17 protein-coding genes and 2 pseudogenes are annotated in these 17,543 nt (G+C 38.9%); 15 read left to right on the top strand and 4 right to left on the bottom strand.

Translation table 11 applies throughout. From position 1 onward, the window contains the following. Positions 1 to 94 precede the first annotated feature (94 nt). The 5 genes from SH603_RS10610 (at position 95) to SH603_RS10590 (ending at position 3,546) form a co-directional block, all read left to right on the top strand. Entirely contained in the window at positions 95 to 1,057 is a 963-nt protein-coding gene (locus SH603_RS10610) for an Lreu_0056 family protein (RefSeq protein ID WP_169477853.1), read from the top strand. Positions 1,058 to 1,087: 30 nt separating this feature from the next. Further along, the gene (locus SH603_RS10605; RefSeq protein WP_019251959.1) at positions 1,088 to 1,408 is read left to right on the top strand and encodes a DUF7671 family protein; all 321 of its coding nucleotides are present in this window, start codon (positions 1,088 to 1,090) and stop codon (positions 1,406 to 1,408) included. A 5-nt stretch (positions 1,409 to 1,413) separates the two neighbouring features. Continuing rightward, complete coding sequence (locus tag SH603_RS10600; RefSeq protein WP_169471500.1) at positions 1,414 to 2,097, top strand: NAD(P)H-dependent oxidoreductase; 684 nt, start codon at positions 1,414 to 1,416, stop codon at positions 2,095 to 2,097. 2 nt (positions 2,098 to 2,099) lie between these two features. Continuing rightward, the gene (locus SH603_RS10595; protein ID WP_169471501.1) at positions 2,100 to 2,273 is read left to right on the top strand and encodes a hypothetical protein; all 174 of its coding nucleotides are present in this window, start codon (positions 2,100 to 2,102) and stop codon (positions 2,271 to 2,273) included. A gap of 349 nt (positions 2,274 to 2,622) precedes the next feature. After that, the gene (locus SH603_RS10590) at positions 2,623 to 3,546 is read left to right on the top strand and encodes an IS30 family transposase (RefSeq protein ID WP_321533676.1); all 924 of its coding nucleotides are present in this window, start codon (positions 2,623 to 2,625) and stop codon (positions 3,544 to 3,546) included. Between the two features lie 75 nt (positions 3,547 to 3,621). On the opposite strand, the gene SH603_RS10585 is transcribed toward SH603_RS10590, so the two are convergent. Next, entirely contained in the window at positions 3,622 to 3,996 is a 375-nt protein-coding gene (locus tag SH603_RS10585; protein ID WP_035166671.1) for a DUF488 domain-containing protein, read from the bottom strand. 59 nt (positions 3,997 to 4,055) lie between these two features. Between SH603_RS10585 and SH603_RS10580 the strand changes: the two genes are divergently transcribed. The 9 genes and pseudogenes from SH603_RS10580 to cls all read left to right on the top strand — a co-directional run bounded on the left by SH603_RS10580 (position 4,056) and on the right by cls (position 13,475). Continuing rightward, on the top strand, positions 4,056 to 4,688 hold the full coding sequence (locus SH603_RS10580; protein ID WP_169471502.1) for a DNA-3-methyladenine glycosylase: 633 nt from the start codon (positions 4,056 to 4,058) through the stop codon (positions 4,686 to 4,688). Positions 4,689 to 4,691: 3 nt separating this feature from the next. Continuing rightward, positions 4,692 to 5,837, top strand: a complete 1,146-nt coding sequence (locus SH603_RS10575) for an AAA family ATPase (protein ID WP_169471503.1) — start codon at positions 4,692 to 4,694, stop codon at positions 5,835 to 5,837. Next, complete coding sequence (locus SH603_RS10570) at positions 5,834 to 7,126, top strand: DUF2201 family putative metallopeptidase (RefSeq protein ID WP_169471504.1); 1,293 nt, start codon at positions 5,834 to 5,836, stop codon at positions 7,124 to 7,126. The genes SH603_RS10575 and SH603_RS10570 overlap by 4 nt, the downstream gene beginning before the upstream one ends. Positions 7,127 to 7,129: 3 nt before the next feature. After that, positions 7,130 to 7,423 (top strand): hypothetical protein, encoded by a 294-nt coding sequence (locus tag SH603_RS10565; RefSeq protein WP_003669272.1) that lies wholly within the window; start codon positions 7,130 to 7,132, stop codon positions 7,421 to 7,423. Positions 7,424 to 7,496: 73 nt separating this feature from the next. After that, on the top strand, positions 7,497 to 9,401 hold the full coding sequence (locus SH603_RS10560; protein WP_321533944.1) for a M13 family metallopeptidase: 1,905 nt from the start codon (positions 7,497 to 7,499) through the stop codon (positions 9,399 to 9,401). A 143-nt stretch (positions 9,402 to 9,544) separates the two neighbouring features. Then, positions 9,545 to 10,183, top strand: coding sequence for a helix-turn-helix transcriptional regulator (locus SH603_RS10555; protein WP_321533943.1), 639 nt, complete (start codon positions 9,545 to 9,547; stop codon positions 10,181 to 10,183). Next, positions 10,183 to 10,686, top strand: coding sequence for an O-acetyl-ADP-ribose deacetylase (locus SH603_RS10550; protein ID WP_169471506.1), 504 nt, complete (start codon positions 10,183 to 10,185; stop codon positions 10,684 to 10,686). Before SH603_RS10555 ends, SH603_RS10550 begins: the two co-directional genes overlap by 1 nt. A gap of 101 nt (positions 10,687 to 10,787) precedes the next feature. After that, a pseudogene (locus SH603_RS10545) lies at positions 10,788 to 11,948 on the top strand (MFS transporter). Between the two features lie 75 nt (positions 11,949 to 12,023). After that, entirely contained in the window at positions 12,024 to 13,475 is a 1,452-nt protein-coding gene (gene cls / locus SH603_RS10540; protein WP_321533942.1) for a cardiolipin synthase, read from the top strand. A 78-nt stretch (positions 13,476 to 13,553) separates the two neighbouring features. Here cls and cysK read toward each other — a convergent pair whose 3' ends face one another. The 3 genes from cysK to SH603_RS10525 all read right to left on the bottom strand — a co-directional run bounded on the left by cysK (position 13,554) and on the right by SH603_RS10525 (position 16,645). Next, positions 13,554 to 14,477, bottom strand: a complete 924-nt coding sequence (gene cysK / locus SH603_RS10535) for a cysteine synthase A (protein ID WP_169471573.1) — start codon at positions 14,475 to 14,477, stop codon at positions 13,554 to 13,556. A gap of 5 nt (positions 14,478 to 14,482) precedes the next feature. Continuing rightward, positions 14,483 to 15,310, bottom strand: a complete 828-nt coding sequence (locus SH603_RS10530) for a homoserine O-acetyltransferase/O-succinyltransferase family protein (RefSeq protein ID WP_321533941.1) — start codon at positions 15,308 to 15,310, stop codon at positions 14,483 to 14,485. A gap of 240 nt (positions 15,311 to 15,550) precedes the next feature. After that, the gene (locus tag SH603_RS10525; protein WP_321533940.1) at positions 15,551 to 16,645 is read right to left on the bottom strand and encodes an FtsX-like permease family protein; all 1,095 of its coding nucleotides are present in this window, start codon (positions 16,643 to 16,645) and stop codon (positions 15,551 to 15,553) included. A gap of 229 nt (positions 16,646 to 16,874) precedes the next feature. Here SH603_RS10525 and SH603_RS10520 point away from each other — a divergent pair. Further along, a pseudogene (locus SH603_RS10520) lies at positions 16,875 to 17,528 on the top strand (aldo/keto reductase); the annotation flags it as partial. Between the last annotated feature and the right edge of the window lie 15 nt (positions 17,529 to 17,543).

Genomic DNA, 17,543 nt, shown 5'->3' with positions numbered 1-17,543 from the left:
AAGTCTCCAAATCAATTATGGAGGCTTTTTAGGTAACCCCTAAAGATTAAGGTATAATAAAGATCTAAGTATAAGATCTGTGGGGAGTATCTTTATGAGAAAAATAGCACTAATTTTGATGCTTTCATTGACGATGATGGTCATGGTAGCTTGTGGGAGAACATCCTCAAGTACTAATAGATCATCAACTAGTAGTATAACTAGTTCTTTATCAAGTACACAACAAGCAAGGGATGATGCAGCACTAAACGCTGAACGATTAACGCCTGAGCAAACTGCTGCTCTCGTGTTGTATTATCGTGATGCGCATATGCCAGGAGCAAATGATTACGATTATTCTGCTGATATGGAAAACAATGATCAGGGAGCAACGGTTAAGATTTATGATAAAGAAGCAGTGCCTTGGGGAGAGGGACCTTCTGCTAAAACTTATCCTAAGGACGCCAAAATTTTATATACTATTAAATTAACTTCAGCAAGCGATGAAGATGGTGATCGTTTAAATTTAACCTACTATACAATCGTCGGGAATAGGGTTTACTATGCGAACAGTAGTAACGGTATTCGCAAAACAGGCGTAACACTTGCTGAAATGGTGACGTATGCCAAAACTCATGGGGAAGTTAATCGTGTTTTGAAAGTGGCAAAAAATACCCAAATTATTGATATGCGTGGTAAAGTTACACTTACGGATAAGGACGGATTAACGACTCAGCAGCTAGGAACATTAGTTGCATTGTTAAAGAACTCTGATTGGTTTAAGGATGGAGTTCAAAATGGTGAAATGTATTATGGAACACATTATGGTTATGGTGAAGTTGCGGATTATCAATATGTAACAACACAGGGTGATCCGACTAGCTATATTTGGTTTAAACGTAAAGGCAATGATGTCACAATTAAAATGATTGAACCAACTGAAAATCAAAGTGTGGCAGGGGTACCAATGACTACTACGCATACCACTGTTACGAATTTGATAAATAATTACTACACAAGTGAAGACCAACAGGATGAGGTTAATACCTATGCGGACCAATTAAAAGCTGAACCGTAAAATTAGATTAATTACTAAGAAGGATATATTATGAGTAAAAAAGATAAGTATGATGTTCAAAAGTTTACCGGAATTCCCGTCGAAACAGATGCTAGTGGAAAGTACCAGTTAAAGTTTGACCAGAATGGCGAGGCAAAATTACATACTTGGCGGACTGGAAAACATACTAAGGGGAAATTTAATCATCCAGGTCAGTTAATGCTGACGGAAAATAACTTGACTGTTGTAATTCTAAAAGCAGAACCAATGGCTTTTAAGGATCGTCATAGCGAAACGCCGCTGCAACGATTTTTAACTGTCGATGTTACAGAAGATGTTCTGAAACAAGGTCTTGCAGAATTAAAGGAGTGAAATTGATGAAAACACTGGTGATAGTGGCTCACCCTCAACTTGCAAATTCATCGACTGAATCGTTTTTAAAGGCAGCCGCTGATAATGAAAATAACGTTATGTGGCATGAATTAAAAACACCTTTTGATATTTCGCAAGAGCAGGAATTACTTAAATCGGCAACCCGAATTATTTTTCAATTTCCGCTGTATTGGTATAGTGCGCCAGCGATCTTAAAGCAATGGCTTGATGAGGTATGGAATTCACAACTTACAAGTAGCTATTTGCTAAAGGGCCGTGAATTGGGGATTGTTACGACGGTTGCTCATTCAGCCTCTGCCTTTCAACCAGGCGCTAGTCAAGGATATACAATTGCTGAAATTTTACGACCATATCAGGCTTTGGCGCATGCAATGGGGATGAAGTATTTGCCACCATTACCGATCTATCAATTTGCTCAACAGAGTGAAGAAGAGCGACAGTCATTATTTATCCACTATCAGCAATATTTGACCTTAGATAAATTCTTGCATTTTAGTGACGAGACACAATGGTTTATCGGTCGCCTTAATGCCAAAATCGCTCGCGAGTTAGATCCTCTTCAACAAGCAAAATTAGAACAATTGTTATCATTTTTACAAGACCAACAAGAAGAGCTAGATGATTTACACACTTCTATCGGCTGGCTGCGAGAAAAAGAGGATGACTAAAAATGAATGAGAATCAACAATGGGCACATGAAGAACTAACAAAATTAATAAAAAATAGCCCAACATATGAAGATCAAGCCTTTTACCGGGCATTAGATCAGTTAATGCTTAGACAAGCACAACGTCTAAGCAGTGCCGCTGGTGAGCTTGATGGTCGTAGTTGGGCTGATAAATAATTGATTTAAAAATATAAAGTAGAAGTCTACTTACCACTTCAATAATAGACTTCCACCTTATCAGATAATTGTTTCAAAATGAAACTAGGGGGTTATTGATACCCATAATTCTAATTGCACGATTAGAAAAAGTTACTAAAAAAGCTTATAAAAACCCTTAAGATAGTGCTACTTTCAAAAGTTTTTTATATAACTAAGTCAGTGAAATAATGGGTACTAGAGAATTATGAATAAAATCCTCATATATTAGGCAGATTGTAAAATTTAAGTTGAACATTTAAGTGGACAGAAAAACCCATCAAGGTCTTTAATGGTGTTACCACACAATCCATTAGAAAGAAGGACCTTGATGAGCACCACTATTTTATCATTCCAGAACCGTGTTGTCATTGAAACGCTTCATAATGAAGGACGTTCCTTGCGATACATCGCTAACTACTTAGGCTTTAGTAAGACCACCATCTTTAACGAACTTCACCGGCTAAATAGTGGGTATCAAGCTGAACTAGCGCAAACTGACTTTGAACGCAAGGTTAGTCAACGGGGGCGGAAGTCTTCACTCACTAAAAGCCTTAAGCACTTGATTGAGGAAAAGATTCAAGTCCAGAAGTGGTCCCCTGAACAAGTTGCCCATGTAGTTGGGATTGCCTACAAGACGGTCTATAACTGGATTGATCAAGGATGGCTTGATGTACAGTTACCCGATTTGCCTGATCATGGAATTCGTCGTCATCGTGCTAAAGAAAAGCGTGGTACGTTCAGTCACGGCCGCTCCATTGAGGAGCGTCCTCATAAAGTCGAAACTCGCCAAGAATTCGGCCACTTTGAAGCTGATACCGTACTTTCTGGCAAACGTAAAGGTCAAGCTGTGGCGACTTTTGTGGAGCGTAAGAGTCGCCTGACAATTGTTAAACGGCTCCATGGTCGCGACAGTCAGTCCATGACTCAAGCCGTACTTGAACTAGCTAGTCAACTTCAAGACAAGCTCAAGACGCTTACCGTGGATCATGGGAAAGAGTTCGCTAACTATCAGGCAATTGAACAGCTAACGGGTACTCAGGTTTACTTTGCCCATGCCTATTCACCGCACGAACGCGGTAGTAATGAGAACCGTAATCGAGTTTTGCGACGGTTTATTCCCAAGGGACAAGCCATTGAAGAGCTGAGCGATCGCCAGCTGGTTCAAATCAATTGGTATCTGAATTCCCGACCACTTAAATGTCTTAACTGGCACACACCAATCGAGATCTTCTTGATTAATCTACGTCACTAAATTCGTTCAAGTTATTTCTTGCAATCTGCCATTATTATAAAACAAATTATTCCTAAAAAATACAAAATTATTGATTTATATTAGTTGTAAATCTTTTCGAAGTTTGGCAGCAAGAATAACTGCTTGATTATGTTCTTCATCTTTTGCCCCGTAAAGGAGAATAACGTTTTGGCTTGGCAACTGACTTTGGACAATTGCCTTTAATGAATTATAGTAAACAGGATTGTTGGTTAATTCTGCTAGATAACGCTCTTTGAATTCTGGATAGCGAGCGACATCATGACCAAACCATTTCCGCAGCTCGGTACTGGGTCCGACTTCTTTGAGCCACTTATCAAGATGTGCATTTTCTTTTGAAATCCCGCGTGGCCAAATGCGGTCAACAAGGATACGATAACCATTTAAATCAACAGGTTTAGTATAAATTCGTTCAATTTTTAGTTCCATCATGCCGATCTCCTTTAATTAGTGTTATGTTTAGGATAGTTCTTTTTAGGAGGAAAATAAATATGCTAACAAAATATCAACAATTTTTTACTGGACGGCCTACAGTCGAAATTGCGAAGGATCTTTTAGGGAAACTAGTAAAATACCAAACTGAAAATGGGATCATTGGTGGTTACATTGTTGAAACAGAAGCATATTTAGGAGAAAAAGATTCTGCATCGCATGCTTTTAACGGACGACGCACTGGCTACTCAGAATCTTTGTATGGGATGCCCGGGAATATTTACCTATACCAAATCCGTGGACATTATTGTTTTGATATTGTGGTTCAGGATGCAGAGGAACCTCAAGGAATTTTACTTCGCGGAATAGAACCGGCGCTAAACATCGATAAAATGATCGAAAATCGGCAAATGGCAGGGGTAAATATTACTAACGGTCCCGGTAAATTAGTACAAGCTCTTGGAATTCATTCACGAGACTTAGATGGGCAGCCCATGGAAACAAGTCCACTAACGGTTGATTTACATAATTATAAAATTCCTGGAGAAATCGCTATTTCTGCGCGGATTGGAGTTAATTTAAAGGGAAAGGACGGGTTAAGTCCACGTCGCTTTTATGTAAAAGGCAATCCCTATGTATCAAACGTGAAAAAACAAGACATGGATCTGGAATGTCATGGCTGGAAGGGGTAAATAATGGCGCTAACTTATCAACAACTATTAACGGCAATCCCTGTTGTTCTTGATGCGGGTAATGTTCCGAATATTGTCGGGGATGCGGGGATCGGTAAATCTGCTTTGGTTCGTGAAATTGCTACTAATTTGAATGCAGCATTATTTACTACGGTTGTCAGCTTAAGTGAAAAAGGAGACCTTGCAATTCCAGTTCCCCCATTGACCAGTGAATCCTTTGTTGAAACGAAAAATTACGGCCGCCTTGCAAATGTGCAATTTGGTTACTCTGAAACTTTGATCAGCATTATTAAGTATGCCGAGGCCCATCCTAATCAATCGATTATTTGGTTTTTAGATGAATTTAATCGTGGAACGCAAGCGGTTCAAAGTGAATTAATGAACCTGGTCCTTCAACGAAAGATTAATTCTTTGCGGTTGCCTTCCACGGTGCAGATCATTATTGCGGAGAATCCTGATTCTACGATGACAGGCTTTACTGATCGTGAATATGGTGTTGCGACTGGGGATGCTGCAATTAAAGATCGGACAGTTCGTTTAGTGATGACGAGTTCGACGACTGAATGGTTAAAATGGGCCAAGGCTGCTGGAATTAATAACCTTGTTTCCGCCTATCTTACGCAATACCCTGAACAGTTATTAGTTATTGATCCAAATAATGAAGATTTGGCGCCCACGCCACGTGCTTGGGAAAGAGTTTCCCGCAATCTTGACCAATTACAGGCGTTAGATCAGAAAACGCAAAAAGAACTTGGTGCTGATATATTTAGTGGTGACTTAGGTGACGAAGTAGGGGTAGCCTTTGCTCAGTTTGTCCTTGCACAGGGTCAAGAGCTTACCGTAGCGACCCTGAAAGACGCTAAAGATGGCAAGAAACAGTTTGAAAATGCTGATGAAGCAACTAAAATTCAAGTATTACGGTCATGGCTAAGTCCTAAGCTGGCATCTGAAGAAGAGGCAGCTCTATTTATTAAGTATCTCCAATTAGTTAGTGAGGATGGTCAGTATGCAATTGTTCAAACGGTTGGTGAAGATTTCGTTGACCTCTTGCAAGTAATGTATGAACAAGCCATCAAACATCCCCAAGGCTCTGTAGCGCAACTATATCAATATTTCGCGGAGGTTGCGACGCGTGGTGATAATCGATGAGTTTAGGTGACATCCTGGCACGGTTACGACAAAAAGGTGGTGGTAATAGCCATGTGACATCTGCACAACGGATTAGGGAGGCAATTATTAGCATCCTTCAAAAACAGCGCCTTTTCGGAGAAGTGTTATTACAACTTCCACGCGAGAATGATTTACAGTTACCCGCAATGATGGGATTGAAGTGGGAAGACAATCGCCTTGTACTGGTTATGAATCCAGAAAAGCTAGCGAACGTTCGTAATGATGAACTTCAAAGCTTATTAGAACATGAAGCCCTTCATCTTATCTGGATGCATCCATTACGTTATGCTTCTTATCCTCATCAAGATTTAGTCCAGATTGCAACCGATGTAGCGGTAAACCAGTATTTAACTGAGCCGCCCCAGGGAACAGTAACCCTTAGCCAATTGGAGAAAGTTCTTCGTCAAAAACTAATGCCAAAATTAGATTCGCAGGATTATCTCAATATATTAGAACAGCTGCATGCTGAACAGCAAGAAAAATTACATCAGCCAGGTCTTAAATTGAATGGTGGCAAACAAGAGGAAAATGCAACGGCAGATGAGGTTAAAACAGCTGATACTCATAACGGCTGGCAGGAATCTAAGACAAGTCAGCAGATCAGCAATCAGGTCGTGCGCTTAGCGAATATTAAGCAGATTTTGAATCGTTCCTGGAGGCAAACCCCGCAACGAGATCGCGGTTTATTACCAGGAAATGTAAAAGCACAGTTGCAAAAAGCTCACCAAACCAGAATAGTCGATTGGCGGCAGGTTCTTAGGCATCAGTTTGGGTTGATTGCACGCGGGCAAGTTAATTCGCATGCTCGCTTTAATCGTCGGCAACCATTACGAATGGATTTGCCTGGCAAAGTTACGAGATTGGATCCGGCTGTTGACATTTTTGTTGATAATTCTGGATCAGTTACCGATCAAGAAATAGTTCAAACACTAATGACACTTGAAAAGATGCTTAAGAAAACGAAGCTGACAGCTAACGTTTATTCGTTTGATGCTCGGGTGACGGCCAAACAAAAACTACACGATGGTAAAAAACTTGATTTTAGACGAACAGGTGGCGGGGGTACAAGTTTTCAGTGTATTTTTGACTATCTCCATCAGCACCACCTAACTAAACGAAATCGTGTAATTATCATTATTACTGATGGGTGGGGAGAGGAAAGAATCAATAATTATCATTATCAAAATGTTTATTGGCTAATGATGGCAAAGGCTAATCAATTATCAGTAAAAGAGCCACCGGGAAGAGTATTAGAAATGAGGGAATAATTGATGACGACAATTTTAAATCCACAGGCTATGCAAAAGGTACTTACCCATAGCAAGGAATATGAGCGAGCAATTGGTCTTCTTAATAAACGGTGGGATCCAGATGAGCAGCCGATCTTTCGAAATGTTCTCCAGTCCGCAGATGTTCAATTTGCTCGGCAACTCCAAATTGCTGGATTAATTAAGGGCAAGGTTGACTTAAGTAGTTACCAGGAAGTAAATCAATTAATGATGCAACATGACTCATGGTTTTCAGAAAGTGCACGGAAAACTTTATTAAGTCCTTTTTTAGATTGAAGCAAATTTACGTGAATTTCTAGTAGGCATAGTATAATAGTAAGTAATGTAACCTTTTAAGGAGGCCCTGCACATGGCAGTGAATAACGAATTAATTAAAGACGACTTATACGAAGCAGTAAACGGGGAATGGCTAAAGACGGCGAAGATTCCTGATGATAAGCCAGCTACTGGGGGCTTCAATGACCTCGTTGATGAGATTGACAAGCAGCTAATGGATGACTTTGATGCCTATGCAGCGGGGAAGGAAAAGTCTGATGATTCTCGGTTTAATGAGATGATTAAGCTATATCGCCTCGCTAAAAAGTTTGATTGGCGTAAGAAAGTTGGCCCACAACCGCTTAAACGGATGTTGGCAAGTGTAGAAAATCTTAATTCATATGAAGATTACCAATCTCAATGGAAGAACTGGATTCTAGCAGGGATGCCTTCGCCGATTAGTTTTGATATTGATGCTGATATGAAGAATGCGACTGTTTATGCTTTATTTGCCTCATCACCATCGCTTATTTTGCCTGATAAGAGCTACTATGAAGCAGAAAAGAAGGCTCAGCACGATCAATTACTCCAATTATGGTCTTCAATGGTGGAAGCCTTGATGGATAAGTTGGGGTATAGCAAAGAAGAAGCAAAAAAGATTATTGATGATGCAATCAAATTCGATGCCCTTCTTGCGCCAAATGTAAAGAGTGCAGAAGAAGCGGCTGATTATAGTAAGATGTATAATCCACAAACGGTTACAGAACTAGCCGGTGCGACTGACCAACTTGATATTGCGGCAATAATTAAGCAGTTAGTTGGGGAAGAACCGGAAAAGGTAATTGTGACAGAACCGGAATACTTTAAGGCCCTGAACAAGATCTTACAAGATAACTTTGAGCTCTTTAAAAACTGGGCATTAATTCGTGTCATTCGCGAAAATGCTAGTTACCTTGATGATGAAATGCGTGAAATCAATGGACGTTATGGTCGAGCACTTTCTGGAAGCAAGAAACCAGTTAGCCAGCGTAAATTTGCGTTCTATCTTGCACGTGACATGTTTAGCCAAGTAGCTGGTGATTATTATGGGAAGAAGTACTTTGGACCGCAAGCTAAAGCAGATGTTCACCACATGGTTGAGCAAATGATTAAAGTCTATAAGGGACGCTTGACCAATAACCAATGGCTTAGTAAGGATACCCGTGATAAGGCTATTCTTAAGCTTGATAAACTGGGTATTCAAGTCGGATATCCAGATAAGATCCCTGCTCTTTATGATCAATTTAAGGTTGATGAAGAAGAATCATTGATTGCAAACTTAAATCAATTAACAGTGACGGCTAATAAAGAATTATTCAGTCGTTGGAATAAACCTGTTGATCGGATGCGGTGGGAAATGAGTGCGGCCACAGTCAATGCTTACTACCACCCATTTAAGAATATCATTGTATTCCCAGCGGCAATCCTACAGGCACCGTTCTACTCGTTGAAACAAAGCAGCAGCCAAAATTATGGTGGAATTGGTGCAGTAATCGCTCATGAAATTTCCCACGCCTTTGACAATAACGGGTCATTATTTGATGAGTTTGGAAATCTTAATAACTGGTGGACAGATGAAGATTCTGCACACTTTAAGCAATTAGCCCAAAAGATGATTGAAGAATTTGATGGGATCCCATTTGCTGAGCAAAAGGTAAACGGGAAGCTCACGGTTTCTGAAAATATTGCCGATGCAGGAGGCCTTAGTTGTGCACTTGAAGCAGCAAAAACTGAAGCTGACTTCAATGCCCAAGAATTCTTTATTAACTGGGCAACTATTTGGCGAATGAAAGCAACGGAACAATACATGCAATTACTGCTTTCAATTGATGTCCATGCACCGCAAAAATTACGTGCTAATATTCAAGCAGAAAATCTCGATGACTTCTACACAGCATTTGACATTAAGCCTGGCGATGAAATGTACCGGGCGCCAGAAGATCGGGTTCATATTTGGTAATTTAATATTTACAGAAGGTTGGAAGTTTCTCCAGCCTTTTTGTTTGCTATGATTCTTAGCGTGACAAATATCGCCTTCTTCGGTAAAGTTTAAGCATAGTTAATTTCCCGGGAAATAAATTTAATTGAAGGTAGGAGAACTTATTGAAATTTGCCGATAAAATGAAATTATATCGTCGTCAAAAAGAATGGACTCAGCAGGATGCAGCAGAACGATTGTTGATCTCACGTAAAACAATTTCTAGTTGGGAAAATGGTCGAAGTTATCCTGATATTTTTATGTTGGTTCAAATAAGTGATCTCTACCATGTTAGTTTGGATGATTTATTACGGGAGGATCATGAGATGATAAATAACTATAAAGAAGAGCACACTATGAATGCTAAGAAAGATAATACTTTTACTATTTCATATATTATTAACTTTCTTGCATGCATTTATTTCTTGTTTCAGACAATTGGCTTAGTAAAAACTACTTCTCTTAGTTCAATCTGGCGAGTTGTTTTAGGTGTTATGGTTGGAATAGCATTATTAAATGTTTACTATTTGATATCGAAATGTGATTGGAAGAAAGTTAAAGGACAAGAGAAAGTTGGAATGATAATAACACTCATTATTATCTCTGTCTTATTAATGAAGATAAGTGATTACCGTTTCAATATTTCTGATAGCTATAATAACGGACGTGATTTTGGGATTGGCTTTGTGGTTGCAATTAAAAGTATTGCTTTTACAGGATTAATTTGGTTATTTCCGCAATTTAAAGAAAGAAGGGCTAAATAATGCCGCAAATCAACGTAATCAAGGGAGATATTACCAAAATAAAAGTTGATGCAATTGTTAATGCCGCTAATACAACTTTAATGGGTGGGGGTGGTGTCGATGGTGCGATTCATCGAGCAGCTGGCCCAGCGTTATATGGCGCCTGTGAAAAATTTCATGGATGTCCAACGGGAGAAGCGCGGATAACTGGCGGCTTTAACTTGCCAGCCAAGTTTATTATTCACACGCCTGGACCGATTTGGCATGGTGGTGATAATGATGAAGATCAATTGTTAGCCAATTCTTATCACAATAGTTTGCTGTTGGCTGATAAACATTTATGTCGAACGGTTGCTTTTCCTTCTATCAGTACAGGGGTATATGCTTTCCCGCTTGAAAGGGCAGCAAAAATTGCGATTAAGACGATTAAAGATTTTCTCCCTACTGCCAATTATGTTGATCAAGTAACGATGGTTTGCTTTGATGATAAAACCTTTGCTGCTTATCAATCACAACTTTATTAAGCTAAATAGTTCAAAACTATTGGAAATTAATTGTTAAACGTTTATAATTTTCTGGATTGACTTTTTCCGGAAAATTTTTTGTTTTAAAAAGGAGGTTTATTGTGAAGCACGCCAAATTACGATCGTTCACTTTTATTCTTGTTGCATTTATGCTGGGATGTAATGAGTTTATGGTTGTGGGCGTTTTATCAGATATTGCACGAAGTTATCATGTTCCGCTTTTCACAGTTGGTTTTTTGGTGACAGCTTTTGCAGGAGTCTATGCGATTAGTACGCCAATTATTACTACCTTAACTAGCAATTAGAATCGATATAAGCTTCTTATGCTATTAATGACCGTCTTTTTTATTGGTAATACTTTAACTGCGATGGCACCAACACTTGGCTGGCTCCTATTTGCGCGAATTATTACTGCCGCTGTTGCTGGAACCATTATTTCATTAATTAACTTGCTAGTTAGTATAATTACACCAATGGACAAGCGGCCAATGGTTCTAGCGTGGGTCGGCGCAGGTTTTAGTATTGCGTCGGTCATTGGGGTTCCTCTTGGTACAACCATCGCAACGTTACTTTCCTGGCACGATAGTTTTTGGATCATTTCGGGATTAACATTAATTGTATTTGCATTGTTAGCCTGGCTTACTCCTCGTGATACACCTCAAGTTAAAGGGAGCATTTTAGAACAGTTAGCGCTATTAAAAGATCACCGTGTTTTATTAGGGATTGGAATCACGGTGGCTGTCTTAAGTCTCCAGTATACTTTCTATACTTATGTCCGGCCGCTAATTACTACTGTGATGGGCTTTAGCTTAACTAGTTTAAATTGGTTGCTGCTTCTTTTAGGGGTAATGAGTATTATTGGTAATGAAATTGCTGGAATCGTTGCGAGTCATAATGGGGTTCACAAATTACCATTTGTCTTTATTCTCATGACAATCTTAAGTCTTATTCTTGGGATTGCATTAGGAAATAAGATCACGGGAATGCTTGTTCTAGCAGCTCTTTGTGTCGTTGTAATTATATATGGAACAACTATTCAACTGGTATTTATTAGTGTAGCGGAAAAAGAATATCCGCAGTCATTAGCTTTAGCAACATCGTTAATTTCGATTTTCGCTAATGTTGGAATTTCACTTGGATCTTTCACGGCTTCGACTACTGTTAACTTTGCTAATTTAACGATGCTTGGCTATGTAGGTGCAGTGTACGGACTTTTAGCGATCGGCTTATCTTTTGCCCTTCGTCGTTTTTACCGAAAATAATCTCTGAACCTGCTGAAAAGTAAGCAAATAATGGCTATAATGAATTAGTAATACTACTAGGGAGATTATTAAATTATGGATATTGTTTGGACATGGGATGTTATTCGCCGCATTATTGAAGTCCTATGGTTGATTAACATTGCTTTTGCAGTATGGACTGTTTTTCGTAGTCATCGGGATATTGCATCAACTTGGGCATGGCTATTAGTCTTAACTATTTTGCCAGTAGTTGGATTTATCCTATATCTTTTTGTGGGACGACAATTATCCCATGATGAGATATTTAGTATTCAAGATGAGCAAAAACAATTACGGACTAAATATCTTGAAAAGCAACGAAAATTAAGTGAAGAACATTTGGTTAACCTTTTTTTGAGTTTGAATGATTCAGTAGTAACCTTTAATAATAAAGTTCACGTATTTATTGATGGGAAAAAGAAGTTTGATAAGTTAATTGACGATATAAATCATGCAACTGATCATGTATATATTGAATACTATTCCTTTTATGCTGATAATCTAGGGAAGCGGGTGTTGGCAGCCTTAGAAGATGCAGCTGCACGAGGAGTAAAAGTCCGTGTTCTCTATGATTTAAGTGGGTCTCATGGAACTACTTTCAAATTTTTTAAGCATTTAGAAGAATTAGGTGGAGAAGCGCAAGCGTTTATTGCTGCTGCCAAAGCTTATTTTCAAACGCCACGGTTAAATTATCATCTTCACCGTAAACTAGCTATTATCGATGGCAAGATTGGTTACATTGGTGGATTCAATATCGGTGATCAATACCTTGGCGAAGATCCTAAGTTTGGTTATTGGCGTGATACCCACCTCCGTGTCGTCGGACAAGCAACGATGATGATGACAGTGCGGTTTGCAATGGACTGGAATACAACCTGTCGAAAAACTCATAAAAAGAAAATTGACCTTGAAAAAGAATTTAAGAATTTTGAACTGGTTGCACCAGATGGCGATCCAGATGAGGTCCCAATGCAAATCGTATCTTCTGGGCCGGATAATGAAAATTATTCGATTAGACGGGGATATGAATCAATTATTAGTTCGGCACGAAAATATGTTTATATTCAATCGCCATACCTTATTCCAGAAGATTCAGTGCTGGAAGCATTAGTAATTGCCGCAAGAAGTGGAATAGACGTCCGAATTATGATCCCATGCATGCCTGATCATCCATTTGTTTATCGGGCAACGGAATATTATGCTAAATACTTAGTGAACAATGGGGTAAAAGTTTACAAGTACGATAATGGCTTTATTCATTCAAAGACGATGGTTAGTGGGAGCAACATTGCTTCTGTTGGTTCGGCAAATATGGATTACCGTAGCTTTAGACTTAATTTTGAAGTCAATGCATTTGCGTACAATGAAAAACTAACAGCGCAGTTAAAGCAAGATTTTGAAAATGATATGAAAAAGAGTACGTTACTTACTCCTGAGTATTTTGCTAATCAGTCAAAGTGGCGGAAATTCAAGCAATACTTTTCTCGCTTGCTTTCACCAATACTATAAAATGAAAAAATGACCAAGGTTTAGCAATTGTGAGCCTTGGTCATTTTTGTTAATAATATTCTTCAATACAATAAATTTTTAGTAATTAAATAATTCTGTTGAAAGGTAACGGTCACCGCCATCGGGAGCAACAGTAATAACTTGCTTACCCTTACCAAGCTTTTTGGCAACTTCAATCGCACCTTTGATATTAGCACCAGCCGAGATACCAACAAGAATTCCTTCTTGATGACCGACTTCACGTGCCATCGCAATTGCGTCATCGCTCTTAACTTCGAGGATTCCGTCATAAACATCAGTATCAAGAACTTTCGGGACAAAGCCAGCACTGATCCCTTGAATCTTGTGCTTGCCACCTTTTCCTTCTTTTAATACTGGAGATTCTGCTGGTTCAAGAGCATAAACCTGAACATTAGGATTAGCTTTTTTCAATGCATGACCAACCCCAGTAAGTGTTCCTCCAGTCCCAACACCAGCAACAAAGGCGTCAGGAATATCATCGCCAAATGCTTCAAGAATTTCTTTTCCTGTAGTTTTTTCGTGAATTGCTGGATTTGCTGGATTATTAAATTGCATTGGCATAAAGTAGCCTTTTTCTTTAACTAGTTCTTCTGCTTTTGCAATTGCACCCTTCATTCCGTCAGCACCAGGAGTAAGGATAAGTTCGGCTCCATAACCTTGCATGAGTTTCCGACGTTCAACACTCATTGTTTCTGGCATGGTGATGACAAGATGGTATCCCTTGGCAGCAGCAACCATTGCTAACCCAACACCGGTGTTTCCAGAAGTTGGTTCAACGATTGTTCCCCCTGCTTGTAATTTACCGGCTTCTTCTGCCTCTTCAATCATGGCAAGGGCAATCCGATCCTTAATTGAACCACCAGGATTAAAGAATTCAAGTTTTACATAGACGTCTGCTGCATCTTCAGGAACAACGCGATTTAACTTAACAATCGGAGTGTTACCGATTAAATTTACGATTGAATTTGTGATTTCTGTCATATTAATTACTCCTTTACAAATTGTTGTGTAGCGATGTGATCCGCAACTGAATGAAGCCAATTATCAAAGAACACTCGTTGGGTAGTTGCCCAGCTAAATTTGGGATCTTTCATATGAAGCGGATCGCGAAAGTAGTTTTGCGGCTTGATATACTTAACGCCGGGATTAGCATTCCGTTCTCGTAAGTATTCCTTTAAAAGGGCATCCTTCCCGTATTCAAGATGAGAGAAAAGAAAGTATTGGTTCTTTTCTCGAGCACGGAACGAGAATAGGAAGTTATTTTTGGTCACAGCATTAATAACTAATCGGGGATCTTTCATAATCTTGGCAAGATCAAGTTCGGCATAACGAGCATGGGGAGCAAGAAAGCCATCAGGTAATCCTTTTAAGAGGGGGTCTTGCGCGCGCAAATAATTGTGGAAGACTCCAAAAATTTTTTCAGGTAATTGAAATTTGGGAATATCATAAAGGTAGTTAGCAGCCGCCATCGCTCCCCAGCACACGTAAAGTTGCGGAATGTTATTGGCAACTAATACGTCAATCAGTTGATGAATCTCATCAAGATACGTAATTTCTTCAAATGTAAGTTGTTCGATTGGGGCGCCAGTGATAATAAAAGCATCCATTGTAGCAGCTTGTTTTAAATCTAAAGGCTGGGAAATCTCTTGAACAAGGTCAGGGACAGGGCGAGAAGTATAGTGTGTTTGAGGGTAAAAGTATTGTACATCAACATTGTAGGGTCCCTCAGAAAGTACTTTTGTAAATCGCAGTTGAGTATCTACTTTGTCATGCATTAAGTTGAGAATTCCTATTCTTAATGGATCTGCCGTCATGGAATCACCTCGATATAATCTAAATCAAACTAAAAACTGTCACTAAACAATAACATAGATTAATCACGCCTAAATAAAGGCAGTTTAATCTGTCGTAAACAGTTTAGCAACAGCTTGTAAGTTTTTCTATGATGGTGGTGTTAATAAGAATCATGAACGACATCTCCTCATTTATCGGTCGTACTTATTTATAGTAATTAAAGTGTAACCATTAAAATAAGAAATGTCAATTTATAGTATTTAACCTTGCTCAACGATTTTACGGTACATTCTGGTAGTAAGTCCATAAATAGCAAAGTAAAGGCATAGAAGGACAAGAGTGATTGATACGGCAATTATCGCCATCAATCGAACATTATAGAAGTTAAATTGAATTAGAATTTGTCGAATTGCAGGGATCGCAAAGCAAAGATTAATTATTGTACCAACTACTGGCAACATGAAGATCATCAATACTTGACTATGAATACTCTTGGTTGTATCTTTCTCGCTTAATCCAACTTGTTGCATAGTCTTAAAGCGATATTGATCTTCATAACCTTCAGTAATTTGTTTAAAGTAAATTACAACCGTTGTCGTGATTCCTAGGGCAAAGCTAATGAGAATTCCTAAAAAGACGATTCCGCCATAAAGACTGGTCAATTGACTACGAAGATTTGTCCGGGAAGAATATGCTTGGTTTGGCAAGTGAAGCTGGGCTTGAAGATCATTTTTAAAGTTAAGATGAGCTTTCTTACTGCCGTTTAAGCGATAATTAATTCCTGTGAAGTTAATTATGGCAGTGTTTGCCGGAAGTTTATTTGTGATTATAAAAATTGGTGAATAAATAGCGTGACTTGGATTGAAGTAGTAGTTAAAGTCATGGATGGGAGTAGCTTGGTATTTTTGCGAACCAATCTGTAAAGTACCACGATGTTCTTTAGCAGAGGAATAAATCAAAGCCTTATTTGCTGCTAATTTAACATGTTTATCCGCAATCCGATTATAAGTTGCCGTTGACATGGTAATGACCATATTGGTAGTTTGATTAGTCATATCCTGTAAATCACCCTGGTTGATGAAACGATTATTTTCCCAGTAGCCGTATTGCGGAGCGCTCGTTGTAAAGGTAACGGGCTTATTAAGGTGAGCGTGGTGCTTTTTAGCAACAGAATTGATGGTCGATTCTTGTTGTGCAGTGAGTTTCTGCGAGGTGATAATTGTAAGATCACGTGGGGCAAAAGAATTAAGCGTATCATTAATACCGGCATACATAGTTAAGGACGTAAATAAAATTACAAGGACAGAGCTACAGAGTAAACAAATCGTTGCAAGACTAGCGCCATTTTGTTCCATCCGTTGTAACATTCCGGAAACCGCAATAAAGTGGCGAGGACGATAGTAATATCCTTTGTTTTTTTTGCAGGAATTTAAGGACAATGATGCTACCAGCAATAAAAATAAGGTATACAACTAAGAAGACGGCAGTCATGAATGTTGTTAAAGCAGATATCCGCGGCTTAACCGTAATTGTAAGATAATAGGCGTAGGCAAGGACTGCAACACCCAAAAGTCCGACAAAAGTAAAGAACTTACCATGACGCGCGATAATATTTTTGTGACAACTAAAGTGGCAGAAGAAAATCAAGGTTACGATAAGGCTATTGAATCTGTCAAAGAATCCTTACGTAAATTACAAATGGATTATGTTGATTTGTTGCTTGTTCATTGGCCAATTGAACGCTCATTTTTTGATACCTGGCGAGCTTTTGAAGAAATGAAAAAAGAAGGGCTGACTAGGTCAATTGGTGTAAGCAACTACCAAATGATTCATCTTCAATATTTAGTAACCCAAGCAAATGAAATGCCAGTTGTTGATCAAATTGAGTTGCATCCGCTATTAACACAAAAACCACTATTAGAATTTAATCTTCAACATCAAATAGTAACGCAAGCCTGAAGTCCATTAGGGCGAGGAGCAGTTCTCAATGAACCAGCATTAAAAGATATTGCTGCTGCTCATAATAAATCCACCGCGCAAATTATACTGCGGTGGCATTTCCAGAATGGTGTTTCTTTTATTCCCAAGTCAGTTCATGAAGAGCGAATTGCCCAAAACGCTGATATTTATGATTTTGAACTTAACGCCCAAGAAATGGCACAGATAGATGCATTAAATGCTTATCATCGTACTGGTCGTGAACCAGAATTAGTTTATGAATACAATAAACAATATTAAACAAAAAACAGCAAA

The organism is Limosilactobacillus reuteri (genome assembly GCF_034259105.1).
Lineage (GTDB): Bacteria > Bacillota > Bacilli > Lactobacillales > Lactobacillaceae > Limosilactobacillus > Limosilactobacillus reuteri_G.
Note: the sequence above shows the minus strand (reverse complement) of the source record. Positions and strands in the feature narration are given on the sequence as shown.